At 45.7% G+C, this 14,702-nt stretch carries 9 protein-coding genes; 8 read left to right on the top strand and 1 reads right to left on the bottom strand.

Annotated elements, in window-relative coordinates; genetic code table 11:
* Nucleotides 1-76: 76 nt before the first annotated feature.
* The 3 genes from ABIE27_RS24390 (at nt 77) to ABIE27_RS24380 (ending at nt 2,851) form a co-directional block, all read left to right on the top strand.
* The gene (locus ABIE27_RS24390) at nt 77-1,126 is read left to right on the top strand and encodes an SPFH domain-containing protein (RefSeq protein WP_123066210.1); all 1,050 of its coding nucleotides are present in this window, start codon (nt 77-79) and stop codon (nt 1,124-1,126) included.
* 354 nt (nt 1,127-1,480) lie between these two features.
* Complete coding sequence (locus ABIE27_RS24385; protein ID WP_429351821.1) at nt 1,481-1,750, top strand: DUF896 domain-containing protein; 270 nt, start codon at nt 1,481-1,483, stop codon at nt 1,748-1,750.
* A 141-nt stretch (nt 1,751-1,891) separates the two neighbouring features.
* The gene (locus ABIE27_RS24380) at nt 1,892-2,851 is read left to right on the top strand and encodes a ring-cleaving dioxygenase (protein WP_429351716.1); all 960 of its coding nucleotides are present in this window, start codon (nt 1,892-1,894) and stop codon (nt 2,849-2,851) included.
* A 106-nt stretch (nt 2,852-2,957) separates the two neighbouring features.
* Here ABIE27_RS24380 and ABIE27_RS24375 read toward each other — a convergent pair whose 3' ends face one another.
* Nucleotides 2,958-7,127 (bottom strand): S-layer homology domain-containing protein, encoded by a 4,170-nt coding sequence (locus ABIE27_RS24375; protein ID WP_429351715.1) that lies wholly within the window; start codon nt 7,125-7,127, stop codon nt 2,958-2,960.
* 238 nt (nt 7,128-7,365) lie between these two features.
* On the opposite strand from ABIE27_RS24375, the gene ABIE27_RS24370 reads away from it, so the two are divergent.
* From ABIE27_RS24370 to ABIE27_RS24350, 5 genes are all read left to right on the top strand, one after another.
* A complete protein-coding gene (locus ABIE27_RS24370; RefSeq protein ID WP_429351714.1) occupies nt 7,366-8,454 on the top strand; it encodes a low temperature requirement protein A in 1,089 nt (362 codons plus the stop codon).
* A 304-nt stretch (nt 8,455-8,758) separates the two neighbouring features.
* Complete coding sequence (locus tag ABIE27_RS24365) at nt 8,759-11,542, top strand: glycoside hydrolase family 3 C-terminal domain-containing protein (protein ID WP_429351713.1); 2,784 nt, start codon at nt 8,759-8,761, stop codon at nt 11,540-11,542.
* Nucleotides 11,543-11,803: 261 nt separating this feature from the next.
* Nucleotides 11,804-11,995, top strand: a complete 192-nt coding sequence (locus ABIE27_RS24360; RefSeq protein ID WP_090924244.1) for a hypothetical protein — start codon at nt 11,804-11,806, stop codon at nt 11,993-11,995.
* A 605-nt stretch (nt 11,996-12,600) separates the two neighbouring features.
* Nucleotides 12,601-13,188, top strand: coding sequence for a GNAT family N-acetyltransferase (locus tag ABIE27_RS24355; protein ID WP_123066215.1), 588 nt, complete (start codon nt 12,601-12,603; stop codon nt 13,186-13,188).
* Nucleotides 13,189-13,622: 434 nt separating this feature from the next.
* Complete coding sequence (locus tag ABIE27_RS24350; RefSeq protein ID WP_429351712.1) at nt 13,623-14,642, top strand: sialidase family protein; 1,020 nt, start codon at nt 13,623-13,625, stop codon at nt 14,640-14,642.
* Nucleotides 14,643-14,702 lie beyond the last annotated feature (60 nt).

The raw sequence follows: 14,702 nt of genomic DNA, 5'->3' as shown, positions 1-14,702 counted from the left end.
CATCAACATTTGTTGATTAGATTGCATGATGCACATGAAGCCTGATAGTTTTACTATAGAAGGGACGGGATAAAACATGGGATTTTTCAGGAATCAGTTCTCCAACGTAGTGGAATGGGAAGAGTTTAGAGATGATATGATCTTCTGGAAGTGGAATAATCGTGAGATCAAGAAAGGCAGTAAGCTGATTATACGTTCGGGTCAGGACGCGATTTTCCTGAATAACGGCAAAGTGGAAGGGATTTTTGAGGACGAAGGTTCGTTTAATATCGATTCAGAGATCATTCCGTTTCTGTCTACATTAAAAGGATTCAAATTCGGATTCAACAGCGGTATGCGGGTTGAGGTATTGTTTGTGAATACAAAAGAGTTCACCGTACGCTGGGGCACGCAAAGTCCGGTCTTGATTCCAACACCGCAGCTCCCAGGCGGCATGCCGATTCGGGCGAACGGAACGTTTAACTTTAAAGTAAGTGACTATGTCACCCTGATCGATAAAATTGCAGGCATCAAACAGAGCTACCTGGTGGAGGATGTCAAAATCCGCATTACGTCTGTACTGGATCAGTTGTTGATGAAGTGGATCAGCCGTGAGGGCAAGGACATGTTCAATCTACAAGCAAACGCATCGGATATTGCACGCGGTATTCAAGAGGATCTGGATATGCAGTTGATGGATATCGGAATCGGCATTACCGGTTTCCAGGTGATGAGCTTCAACTATCCGCAGGAGATTCAGGATATGATCACCAAAACGGCCTCCCACGAGATGATCGGCAATCTGCAAAAGTACCAGCAGGTGAGTATGACAGATGGCATTGCCTCCGGTAAAGTGCAGGGCGGCGGTGCAGCCTCGGATATGGCAGGTATGATGATGGGTATGAACATGGCGAATGAAATGCTCAAGAACATGAACCAGAACAACCAGAACTCCAATCATCAAAATTCAAATAACCAAGGACAGAACCAAAGCAACCAGAATCAAAGTCAACAGCAGAATAGTAATGCGGGTGGTGAATCTCCGTCTTCTGGTGGTGATGGCAAAAAGCCAAACTTCTGTCCGAACTGTGGTGCCAAAAATGAAGGAGCCAACTTCTGTCCGAACTGCGGACAAAAGCTTGCCTAATAGCTTGCCAAATCCGGATTCCGCTGTCACGGGATACCTGAGATTCAAATTCAACTTAAGTTTATCTAATATATTCTAAGCATAACTTCGAATAAAAGGTTAGTTCTGCAGGAGATCCTATCCGTAGGGCTAACCTTTTATTGATTTTATTGATTTTAATTTTATAGGAGCGATACGTTTGAAGGCGAAGTAACTCAGGTTTTTATCATGATTAACAAAGTGTTGACAAGCGAAATAAAATCAATTATCTTTATATTAAGATATTTAATTTGAATGAAAGTGACAGCAACACTAACTGAAGAATATACTCAAATAAATATCTTCAATTGATTGATAGGAGGAGAGATCTAGATGATGATTCCAACATTGACGCGAATTAATGAACTCGCGAGAAAAGCCAAAGCATGTGGATTGACGGAGATGGAGCAGGCTGAACAGATTCGCCTTCGCCAGGAATATTTGCAGACTTTCCGTGGTTCGGTCAACGACATTTTACTGAATGCCACCATCTACGATCCAAACGGCGATGACGTGACTCCAGATAAATTGAAACAAGAGCAGGCTTCCAGACAGAAATCCATAGGTTATGTTGCAGATGCAGAAGGGGCATCAACCGTTCCCTGAATCGAGAGATAACACGACAAACTGTATCACTAGAGCGGACTTTAGTTTCAATCCGGTACTAGTGATACAGATCATATATCTTAATTTAAAGATAATATAATTCCACTATAAATAAGCACATAATCCAAGGAGGAAATAATCATGAGCATTCAAACAACAGGCATTCATCACATTACTGCTTTTGCTGGAGATCCACAGGCTAACGTTGACTTTTACGCAGGAGTTCTGGGACTTCGTCTGGTGAAAAAAACAGTGAACTTCGACGCACCGGATGTATACCATCTGTACTTTGGAGATGAGCACGGCAGCCCAGGAACCATCATTACCTTCTTCCCGGCGGCAGGTTCACCACGGGGTCAGATTGGCGGCGGTCAAGTCGGCATTACTTCATATGTCATTCCACCGGGCTCCATGGACTTCTGGCAGAATCGTCTGGCAGGGTTTAATATCGATGTGACCAGAACCCAACGCTTTGATGAAGAATTGCTGCAATTCGAAGATAGCGAAGGCTTGCGTCTGGAGCTTGTTGAGCGGGAAGAGGGCGTTGCGAATACATGGGTGCAAGAAGGAATCCCGACTGAACATGCAATTAAAGGTTTTGGTGGGGCAGTACTGTTCAGTGTGAATCCACAACGTACGATGGATGCACTTGAGCGTATTCTCGGATTTGTGAAAGTGGGCGAAAATGAAGAATATGCCCGCTTCCGTTCGATCGGTGATATCGGCAACATTGTGGATGTGTCCGTTACCCGCGTACCGCTGGGTATGGGCGGCGCAGGAACGGTGCACCATATTGCATGGCGCGCAGTCGATGATGCACAGCATGCGCAGTGGAGTGAAGCCGTGCGCGAGTATGGATACCAGCCGACCCCGGTACGGGATCGTCAGTATTTTAACGCGATCTACTTCAGAGAGGCTGGTGGCATTTTGTTCGAAATTGCGACTGATCCTCCAGGCTTTGCCAAAGACGAACCCGCCGAAGCACTTGGACAGAAACTGATGTTGCCAGAGTGGTTTGAGCAGTACCGGACTCAGATCGAGGATAATCTGCAACCGATTCAAGTCAGAACACTTACACCTGTTACAGCTTTGACAGAGTGAGGCAGAGATATAGAAGAAAGCTTATGCTTGAACAGGGTCCCAACGAAGTATGAAAAAAGCACCCTATCTAATGCTAGATAAGGGTGCTTTTCATATGATTATTCGTTTAGATCAGATCGGATTGCTTGAGCAGACGTTCAACGAGTACAGCAACTTCTGCGCGGGTCATGTTTGCTTTTGAATCAATATTGGCATTACGCCCATTAATCAGCTTGGCACGAACGGTCAGCGCCAGATTGTCTTTTGCCCAGCCGCTGATTTGGCTGTAGTCAGCAAAGTCAGCCAGTGTTGCTGTAGCGTCAGATACAGGTGTACGTTCAGCCAGACCAGTTAGACTCATCGCTTTCGCTACGATCGTCATTGCTTGTTCACGAGTAATCTTATTCTGTGGACGGAATGTACCGTCTTCAAAGCCATTAATCAGCTTGTACGAAACGGCAGTCTCTACAGCACCTGCGTACCACACATCGGACCTCACATCACTAAAGGAAGTGTTGCCTTTACCTGCCGGCAGTCCCAAAGCACGAACGATAATGGCTGCAAATTCCGCACGCGTGATGTTGTTATTCGGATTAAAGGTGGTATCTGTTACACCGTTCACGATCATACGGGATCCCATATCGTTAACTGCATCCTTCGCCCAGTGACTGTTCACATCAGCGAACGTCATCGGGTGCCAAACAACCGAATAATTGCTGTTTGTCAGACTGTTCAGGACAGCATAATATTTATTATCCTGCTTGATAACTCTGGTCGGAATATGATCGATCGTGTTATCATCACGCAGTACTACGCCTGTGGTGATTTTCGATGGATCAACATCATCCGGTAATTGAATCGTGCGCTCTACATAAGAATTGAATGAAGTTACATCTATTGCTTTACCATCTGTTGTTACTGTTACTTTGAAGTCATACGGAACTGTGAGCAGTGTCGCATCTTTCGACTTGCTTGCTTCAGTCATCTTCGCTGTAGTCGATTCAACAGACTTGATGATTTGCAGTAAAATTTGCGTATTGTCAGGTGTAGCACCTGCCTGACCGAGCTGTATTTCTTTGGATGGCAGCTTATATGATGCCGTATCGGTTTGAAGAACAATCGTAGCCGATTTATCCTGCATATTTTTCAAAGCTTGTCCGGTAAATTGCGCCTGATTTACATCCGAACCGGAAGGAACGGGAATGGTAACAATCGCATTAGGACCTTCTGCATCCAGCTTTGCTTTCAGTTTGTCTGAATCCACATTAATTTTGGTGGTCTTGATATTGTTCTCGGTTGTTGTGATGGCTTCGCCTGCATTTTCTTGTTTACCGTTGACGAGCACGATCACATCCGTTTTCGTTGCGCCAGATGTTGGTACGGTTGGCGTTGTCGAAGGACTGCTTCCGCCGCCACCGGAAGAACTTCCACCGTTGCTTCCGCCACCGCCACCGCCAGAGCTTTCATTTACAACGACAGCCTTAACCAGTGCATAACGCAATACATTGCCGTTCATATCTGCTTCAACAACCACGATGGAATCTTCATTGGACGAACTTACCAGTCCATCGGAAGACAACTCGCTATAGCCACTTACTTTCGAGCCGATTTCCGGCAGTATAGCATTGGCAGTGCCGAAGTTTTTGAAGAGCCATTGATTACCTGTGCCAGGAAGTGCAGGCGAATTGATCGTTAATACGGTTTTGCCATTATTGCCAGAACCGGATGGATCACTTGCCGTTACAACTAATGTCGGTAGCGGATCAGCTGTAAATAGCAGTAACGTAATGAGACCAGCTGGCTTGGACGAGGTGGCTGCATAACGTACTTTGACTTCATGCTCACCCGTCAGGGATGGCAGGTTAGAGCCGTTGTACAACACATACGCCTGTCCATCGACGGAAATCTCCATCGTAGTATCCAGACCGATGATCGTATTCAGCGTATCGTCTGCCGCAACAACCGGTGCAGGTACGATCTCGACATTCGGATCTTGGACGCCGACGACTTTACCTGTAGCCTTGGAAGCGAATGAGGTTGCTGTCGCTTTGTAGCGAACGAAGTACGTATTCACAGCGAGATGATCAATCTCATTACCGTGAATGCTATTCCACTGAATCACATCGCTAATCGTATATTCCATAGCGCTATTTACGCCGGACAACTTACCATCATATGCCTCTGCATAGGTTGCATTGGTCACACTAATGTTCATCGGTGGCAATGGACGAGCCGGAATGATAAATGATTGCGGTTGACTATCTACGGAACCACCACTTGCCACATGGATAACGTTTACCGTCTGATTCATCCAGTAGGAAGGAATATCGATATTACCGTGCGTATCAGCAATGACGGTGGAGCCATTGATGGAGTAGGCGCTACCTGGCTCAAGTCCAGTCAGCTTTTCGTTCGCATAATCAATCACCGCTTGTGGAGTAGTGTGCGGTGCTTTGACTTTGTAAATTGTAAGAGTCTGTAGCGATGAATCAACACTAACGTTATACAAGTAAGGTACCGAGTTGAGAATGAAATAGATTTGTCCAGAAGTCGAATCAGGATTCAGTTGAATGGAGTCTAAAGAGACAGACCAGTTTTTTCCGGAGCCACTCACCGCTTGCACGGATGCCGAGCCTGTCATACTGAAAATCACCATGTTGTTCGTATTGAAGCCAACCACATCTTTATCAAAAGTAAGATCAATTTTGGTTGTTGTACTTGTATCGGAACCATCCGCAACAGCAGATAGCAGAGTAACTTCAGTTATTGGCGGATAGACGGCGATTTCATAATATTGAACCGTTGTACCGTTCTCTGCTGTAACTTTGACATAGAGGTAAGTTGCTTGTCCGTCAGTTTTGATGGGGATGGTATGGTTACCCGTAACTTCATTGCTTACGTAATCGGAGCTTTTGTATAGATTGACGGTAGCTGTAGTATCTTGTAACTTTAGGCTATTCAGATCAATCTCGTTTACGGTTACAGGCATATTAAGACTCCATTTGATTGCATTTGCAATCGAGGTGCCGTTGCCGCCAGTTACATCGGACAATGCAGGGGTCTGATTAGCAACAGAATCCAATGTAGCATTAGAGCCAGGCGTATATTCAAATGCACCCAGGTCAACGATGCCGCCATCGATACGATACTTTCCATCCAGATCGAAGTTGGTCAATACATACGTATTGTCGCCCTGGTCGATCGCCGATACAGCTTGATTGTTCAATCTGTAATCCTGTATGTCCGTGTTTTTAAACAAACTGGAATCTGCAGAAGTGACAATTAAATTCGGGTTTACGTTCACTGGCGGAACGTCAGGTGAGGCTCTAAAGAGCAAAGCAGACAAGTTCGTCTCTGCGTTAGAATTTAGCGAAGAATTAGCAACGATATTGTTGCGGAATTCATTCTCAAACGGGGTATTAGCTGGTCGTCCCTCTTCCGTAAGGTAAGCGATAGGAGCAAGTACGGTTCCTTGGTCGTTCGTCAGGCTATTGTTGGCAAATGTATTGTTATACCAGATCGCATCATAAGCACCGCCGCCGGAGCTGATAGAGCCGATTCCGGTTGAGGATGTATGTGTGTTGACTACATTATCTGCAAAAAGTGAGTTGGTAATGGTAGCTTTAACAAAGCTCTGGAAAAATAGCATCCCTTGGTATGTGTTATCGTTAGCGTTATTCGCTGCCAAAGAATTGTTCATGAATTTGACGCGATTAATGCTGACCTTATAGGGTGCCTGTACTACGCTAAGCGAAACAATGCCGCCACCGCTTTTAAACGCTTTGTTATTTCCGATAAAGTAGATGTTATCGAGCGTAACACTGGAATAATTTTCTCCATTAAGGGTTAAAGCAGAACCCATATAGTCGAGTCCGCCATGCGTATCAACAGTATTAAAGTTTTTCATAATCAGGTTGGACATACTGAACGTTCCGCTACCATTGGCATATATTCCCTGTACACCATTGCCGTCAATCGTAATTACAGGTTTGCCTTGAGCATCGGTCAGGCCTTCGATCGTGAAGCTGCCGGTAGATTGCGCACCGATCTCAACGGATGTATTATCACCCGGATTCCAATGGGTCAGGCTACCCATTAGTGTAATCGTCGCCCCTGCAAGAGAAGCATCAAATATGACTTTACCATCAGGGACTTGTCCAGCCTGAGCAATCGCCCAAGCTAGTGAGCCTGTGCTGTCATCACCGTTCGCATTGACTACTGTAAAAATGTTGTTTGAAGTTGGTACTGCGAAAACCGAACCAGCTGCACTTGAAAAAGAGCTTAGCAGAAGAATCAAGCACAACGAAATTCTAAGTATTCTTGTTTTTGACATTGTAAGATATCGGTTCACATCATCACCTTTTTCCCTTATGAATTTGGTTTACGTCTTATGTCAGATCGTATTCTTTTTATCGGTTTTACTTTTTCAATTGCTTAGTGACTATAGAAAGAAGAGAGGACATAAAAAAATGGAAACAGCTTCATCGGAAGCAAAGGCGTCGCCTTTATTAAACTACCAAAAGGAGCACTGAGGGATGATGGAGAAAAAAGTCACCTGGCTGGAGCTGTTCTATGATTTACTTTTTGTCGCGGCAGTCTCCAAAGCAGGCCATGTCTTGTTACATGCCGAGCACGGCGTTATTACATTTGAATATTTATTAAAGTTTGTGTTAATCTTCATCCCGGTATGGTGGGCATGGGTCGGTCAGACCTTATTTATCAACCGTTACGGTCAGGATATTCTGAGCCACCGGATTTTCCTCATCCTTCAACTGCTGTCCGTTCTCATTATGACGGCGAGTCTGTCTACACATTTTGATGAACATTATCTGTCCTTCTTCGTAGGTTACATAGGTTCCAGAGCGTTTACCGCGATTCAGTACCTGACGATCCACAAGTCGAAAAGCGAGCATCAGCAGCAGGCCGCCCGTTTCCTGGGCCTCTCGTTTATCATTGGCATCGTGATCTCATCCGGTTCCCTGTTCTTTGATTCATGGGTGCGGTATGTGATTTTGTATGCCGGAATCGCCGTGGATATTATTTTGCCGCTGCTAGGCCGTAAAAATCTGGTGAAAGTGCCTGTGCAGACGCATCATCTGCTGGAACGTTTTGCTCTTTTTACTCTCATTCTGCTCGGTGAATCGGTTGTCAGCATTATCGCGGTATTGTCGGCCGATCACTGGGATCTGAACTCCATTCTGTTCACCGTCTTCACCTCTCTATTTGTCATCGCCATGTGGTGGCAGTACTTCGATAACGTGGAGAAAAAAGTGAGCAAAGAGATGCAAACCGCCGGGCAGGCGATCATCTACGGGCATCTATTTATCTACATCTCCCTGAGTATGATCGCTGCTTCGATCCAACTGCTGTACCAGAACCTGCTGAACTATGAGTTCATGCTTGCGTTTGTATTTGGCTCGGCGCTACTGTATTTCCTGTCAACAACCCTTGTGTTTCATCGCTACAGACACCCGCATCTCCGCCTCCGTCCAGTTCATATGGTGGTCATGGTGGGACTGCTAGTGGCCTTTGTGGTGGTGGATATAATCTACCGCGTTCCCGGATATGTGATTATGGGTGAGGAGATGCTGTTCTTTTTGGTGTACGCGAAGCTGACGACATGATCTACGTTTATATAGAAAAAGTAGCAAGAGCCACGGACAAATTTTGTTCGTGGCTTTCATTTTTGTTATAAGAACATAAATATTTCTCATATATTTTCATGTGCGGAATCTGTTAAGATGGGACTAGGTACAAGTAAATCTGCCATATCCATGAAGTTCGTTCTATTTTTTAAATGAGCTTAGCTTGGGCAAGAGTAATTTTTAGATTATTTTTCCATCGCAGAGAATTGGAATACGATCTAATCTTGTTTATAAATAGCCGTTTCACACAGATATGGAGATGACATTTCAGGAGGGAAATCACTTGAGTACGAATCTAATTGGTGTTCCATTGGAAGGGTTTGCAGAGTTCAGCCGTACGGTAGCTGCCGAAGGAGCCGTTTTGCTTAAAAATGAAGGACAGGTGCTTCCACTCGGCCATTCCGAAAACGTTTCAGTTTTTGGCCGAATTCAAGTAAATTATTATCGCAGCGGCACAGGTTCAGGCGGTAGTGTTCATGTCGCATATACCACGAATCTGCTGGATGGACTGCGCAGCAAAAAGAACATTAACGTTAACGAAGAACTGGCAGCTGTTTATGAGAAATGGATTGAGGAAAATCCGTTTGATGATGGCGGCAAAGTATGGGCGGCCGAGCCGTGGAATCAGAAGGAAATGCCACTCACAGACGAGCTGGTCGCACAGGCCAGAAGTAAATCGAGTAAAGCGATCGTGGTGATCGGACGCACCGCGGGGGAAGACCAGGATAATGCAGATGCACCAGGAAGTTATCGTCTGACAGACGATGAGAAGGCGATGCTGAAGCATGTGACGAACCATTTTGAACATACGATTGTAGTACTCAACGTCTCCAATATTATGGATATGAGCTGGTTGAACGAAACGGTTCTACATCCGATTCAAGGTGTGATCTACTCCTGGCACGGCGGCATGGAGGGCGGTAACGCGATTGCGGACGTACTGGCAGGAGACGTTACACCAAGCGGTAAACTAACGGATACGATTGCTTATTCTATTGAGGATTATCCGTCCACAAGTAACTACGGAAACGAGTTCAAGAACCTGTATCAGGAAGATATTTATGTGGGTTATCGTTTTTTCGAAACGTTTCGACCTGAAAAAGTACAATTTGAGTTCGGTTACGGCTTGTCGTACACCACTTTTGCCACACAAATCGAGGAAGCTCGTACAGTTACCAACAATGGGGAGACCTTGATCGAGGTTCGTGTGAACGTAATCAACTCCGGTACAACCTATGCAGGTAAAGAAGTGGTTCAGGTTTATTATGAAGCACCGCAAGGGGAACTGGGACAACCGGTGAAAGCACTTGCCGCTTTTGGCAAAACAGGACTGCTGCAGCCCGGCGATTCCGAGCTGTTAACGATCCGTTTCCCGGTAAATCGCATGGCTTCGTATGATGATGCGGGTGTAACGGGGTATGCTTCCGCATACGTGCTTGAAGCAGGAACATACCGTCTGCATGTGGGCACGAGTGTGAAGCAGGTAGAGCATGTTGGCATCGATGGCCAAGATGGCTATGTTGTGGGCACGGTTCAACTGGTGGAGCAATTGCAGGAAGCGATGGCGCCAACGGAAGATTTTACACGGTTGAAACCGGGCATTCGCAAGGCGGATGGATCGTATGAGCTGACGTATGTAGATGTGCCAAAGCGCAAAGTGTCTATCGCGGACCGCATTACGCAGAACTTGCCGCAAACGTTGGAGCAAACGGGCAATCAGGGTTATAAATTGAGCGATGTGAAGGCGGGTAAAGTCAGTCTGGAAGCTTTTGTGGCTCAACTGAACGATCAGGATCTGGCAGCAATTGTACGCGGCGAAGGCATGAGCAGCCCGCTGGTTACTTCGGGAACCGCATCTGCTTTCGGCGGTGTGAGTGACAGCCTGTTTAACTATGGCATTCCGGTGGCCTGTACGGCAGATGGCCCGTCCGGTATCCGTATGGATAGTGGGGAAAAGGCAACACAAGTATCCATCGGAACGCTGCTGGCGGCAACGTGGAACGCAGACTTGGTGGAAGAACTGTATGTGATGGAAGGACAAGAGTTGCTGCGCAATCAGGTGGATACCCTTCTCGGGCCTGGGCTCAATATCCGCCGCAGTCCGCTGAATGGTCGTAACTTCGAGTACTTCTCGGAAGATCCGCTGATTTCGGGTGTATTTGCCGCAGCATGTACGAAAGGCATCATGAAGGGCGGCTCTAACGCCACCCTGAAACACTTTGCCTGCAACAACCAGGAGAAGCACCGCAGTAAAGTCGATGCTGTTGTATCCGAACGAGCGCTGCGTGAAATTTATCTGAAAGGGTTCGAGATTGCGGTAAAAGAGGGTGGAGCCAACTCCATCATGACCTCTTACAATCCGATTAACGGACATTGGGCTGCGTCCAACTATGATCTGAACACGACCATTTTACGTGGAGAGTGGAACTTCGACGGCATTGTGATGACCGACTGGTGGGCCATTATGAACGATGTGGTTGAAGGCGGAGAAGCTGATCGCAAGTTCACGAACTGGATGGTTCGCGCTCAGAATGACCTCTATATGGTTGTGCCAAACTATGGCGCAGAGATTAACGGCTGGGACGACAATACCATTGAATCGCTCGAAAATGGAACCTTGACCCGCGGTGAGCTGCAGCGCTCCGCGATCAACATCTGTAAATTCATCATGAACGCGCCGGTATCCTCACGCAAACATGAGATTGTAGAGAACGTGGCTTCGTTCCAGGCGAACGCGGCTCTGTCGGTGGCAGACGCTCAGTCGCTGGCTGAGAACGCACAGGTAAAACCTGCGGTAGCTGAGCCTGTATATATGAAAGTGGATGAAGCAGGCCAATACCGGATTATTGTGCAGATCATGTCACCTGAGCCTGAACTGGCACAAAGTGCATGTAATGTGCTGCTGAATGGTCAGCTTGCTACGACGATCCAAACGAACGGTACAGAGGGCAAATGGATCAGACAAAAGTTGGTGAAAGTGCAGCTGGAGGCCGGGCTGTATGAACTCAAGCTGGACTTTACTAAACCAGGTCTACAGATCGATTGGATTGAATTCAAGCAGGTATAGGTTGGTTAGGTGTAACGGTATAGGTGCGACATAAAAGGTGACCTGTAAATGGATTGGCAAATGCATGCACTCGGGTCTTTGTCAAAGTAGAAGTGCAATAGTGTGGTGCTAAAACCAGTGTAGCGCCAAAACCATTATAGGAATTTTAACAAAGGACACTGCTTGCGGTGTCCTTTTGTTGTCACCGGAGAAGCAGACTGTTATGATCGAGTTACGGGATCGTGGTCAAACAGAATAATGGGGTCAGGGGTGTGGCAAACGATGAAAAGATACAATTACTTAAGTCCGATTCTGCTGATTGTCGTAGCATTAATCGTGCGAGGACTGGTAACCAACGTATGTATGTTGTTTGGATTGTCGCAAGAGGTGTCCAGCAATATTGCGATGCTCGCCATGATTATTGTGGCTTTGATTATGTTCAACCGCATGACGAAAGCCCGGCGTAACAAGTAGATTGGTGTGGTCTGCGACGGGTCAAGTAGATATAGAAGAACAGTTTTGAAAGCCCTTTATTTTATTCAAAGGTGAGGAACATGGAGGGCTGGAACAGGTCACGAAGACGCTAAGACATGATACAAAGACGATGTAGATATTCTTCTGCCTCGTCTTTTTTTGCTTCATGTGTGAGAATCTCTTTATACACAAAAGAAATGGCACAGGATATTTCCTATGCCGCTTCACGATTCAGATTTCATTTTTATGTTAGTTCTGCGTGTGAGCTAAACTTACGACATTCTCCTTGGAATCAAGTGTCTTAGGTTTAGAAGGTATGAATAAGTTATTACTCTCTTTTTTTATCATTAAATCGCCGACGAAATACCAAAGCCGAGACAGCAAATATAATAAAAGATACAGCATTAAGAAGATGGTTTATAAAACGCAGACATAACAAAAGGCTCATGTTGGATAAAACAAACACGGGCCTTTTGTTATGTGAAAAATGAATATATACATACTCTGCCTATAGAGGATGAGATATTCACCCTATACTGATGCTAGGAAAGAATGATGGGATCAGAGATCGTTAATTGAGATATCGGAATCGGAGGAGTTGCAAAATGGATTACGTTAATCAAGAAGTAAATAAGTTAAATGTTACCGCTAGACTATGCGGTGTAGAGGAGAAGTTCATTATCAATAATATTTATCCTCTTTATCTGCATGATTTGTCTGAAATATGGGAATACAAAATCAATCGTTATGGGGTGTTTGAGAATGACGATACCCGAACTTTGATGGAACAGAATCGCGTGTTTGATATTTGGTGGGAACACCCGAACGTATTATTTCCTTATCTTATCACAGTGGATGATATACCTGTGGGGCTTGCATTTGTGGCTACTTCCCCTTTCATACCATGTCCTCAATATATCGATTACTACATGAATGAGTTCTTCTTATTACGTAATTATCGAGGAAAGGGTGTTGGAGAAGAAGCGGTGAGACAGATCATTGGAAAGATGCCAGGGCAATGGGAATTGCAGACAAATCCCACCGAACGAAACGAGCGTGCGAAACGTTTCTGGCGTAGAACACTTAACACATGTACCAACGGGAAATACTCCGAAGAACTTGGTCATCATCCTGAAGATGGAGAAAAGCTAGTTTTTCGCTTCAGCACGAGTTCTGAAAAAGTGAGTAATTAGAGAGGTTGCTCCTAGCTTCATAAAAAAGCATCAACGTGATGAACGGTGGTTTACAACTAGTGGATGATAATAGGGATCGTTGCAGAAATGCTAACGATCCTTTTTGGTATATCCTTTAACATATTGTCAATGTTCTGTTCTCAAATATATGTCAAAAAAGAATTACGACTAACATTACGGCGGTATGTTACAGGGATTGGGGAGATATTTTCGAGGAAGCTCATATACGAGTATTGACGTTCAATACCTAACGTTTTAGACTAAGGATATAACTCAATAACGATATTAATAACAAAAATAACAAAAGAATCAAATTGTAATCAACTAAAACCAATAAAGCATAAAGTTCATGGAAGCTGTGGAAACCTAGACTTCGTTTAACTTGATTAACGCTAGCTAACGTCTTTATTACTCCATTTACAGGAGGCTCGCTCATGACGATTAAGGCTGACAAACAGTATGTTTTTCGGGAAGGACAGCTTTTTCAGAGCAGTCATGCGTCAACCATCGCTGTCCTGCCAACTGGTTTAGTTATTGCGGCTTGGTTTGCAGGTTCGTATGAAAAATCCAGCGACACCGCGATCTGGACGGCTGTTCAGGAGCAAGATGGCTCGTGGTCAACGCCGCGTAAAGTAGCGGATGAAGAAGGTATTGCCCATTGGAACCCGGTGCTGCATGCACATGGGGGTTCCCTTATCCTCTTTTACAAGGTGGGACACGAAATTACAGACTGGCATACTCGCATCATGCGCTCGGAGGATGGCGGGCAGACATGGACGGATGCTCGTGAGTTGGTTCCCGGTGATGTAGGTGGCCGTGGTCCGGTGCGCAATAAACCTGTGCGGCTCGCGGATGGGACAATTCTGGCTCCGGCCTCCATTGAGCGAATGGATATGGAGAATCCGGGCAAACAAGTGTGGGAAGCTTTTGTTGATATTTCAACCGATGAAGGCGAGACATGGACGAAAAGTGAACCCATTCCGATGAACCTGTCTATTTATGTGGGGGCGAATCATTGGATTGCGAAAGGTCTGATTCAGCCTGCTCTATGGACTTCAAGTGCCGATGATGTACATATGTTACTCCGCAGTACGGAGGGGAAAATCTTTCGCAGCGACTCGGTGGATGGCGGCAAGACATGGTGTGGAGCTTACCCGACAGAACTGCCAAACAACAATAGTGGTATTGATGTCACACGGCTGGAGAGTGGCTTGCTTGCACTTGTTTACAATCCCGTGAGCGGGTATGCGACAGAGAGTCCCCGTACACCACTGGTAGTTGCTTTTTCAAATGACAATGGTGTGAGCTGGGGAGATGAGTTTGTGCTTGAAGATGAGCCTGGCGAGTACTCTTATCCTGCCATCGTATCTCAGGGACAGAACCTGTACATATCGTACACGTGGAAAAGAGACCGGGTTGCGTTCTGGAAATTGAACGTTCACATATCGGAGTAAAGCAAGGACCGCAGAAACGCTGATCAGGCGTTTATTCGGTCCTTGCTGTCGTGGTTATTT

The sequence above is a fragment of the Paenibacillus sp. 4624 genome (assembly GCF_050435065.1).
Taxonomy (GTDB): Bacteria; Bacillota; Bacilli; order Paenibacillales; family Paenibacillaceae; genus Paenibacillus; species Paenibacillus amylolyticus_D.
This window is presented reverse-complemented; position numbering and strand designations above follow the sequence as displayed.

What these genes read in the sequence shown, in the direction of transcription:
- ABIE27_RS24390 (WP_123066210.1), top strand. Translation starts at nt 77, where the DNA reads ATGGGATTTTTCAGGAATCAGTTCTCCAACGTAGTGGAATGGGAAGAG.
- ABIE27_RS24385 (WP_429351821.1), top strand. Translation starts at nt 1,481, where the DNA reads ATGATTCCAACATTGACGCGAATTAATGAACTCGCGAGAAAAGCCAAA.
- ABIE27_RS24380 (WP_429351716.1), top strand. Translation starts at nt 1,892, where the DNA reads ATGAGCATTCAAACAACAGGCATTCATCACATTACTGCTTTTGCTGGA.
- ABIE27_RS24370 (WP_429351714.1), top strand. Translation starts at nt 7,366, where the DNA reads ATGATGGAGAAAAAAGTCACCTGGCTGGAGCTGTTCTATGATTTACTT.
- ABIE27_RS24360 (WP_090924244.1), top strand. Translation starts at nt 11,804, where the DNA reads ATGAAAAGATACAATTACTTAAGTCCGATTCTGCTGATTGTCGTAGCA.
- ABIE27_RS24355 (WP_123066215.1), top strand. Translation starts at nt 12,601, where the DNA reads ATGGATTACGTTAATCAAGAAGTAAATAAGTTAAATGTTACCGCTAGA.
- ABIE27_RS24350 (WP_429351712.1), top strand. Translation starts at nt 13,623, where the DNA reads ATGACGATTAAGGCTGACAAACAGTATGTTTTTCGGGAAGGACAGCTT.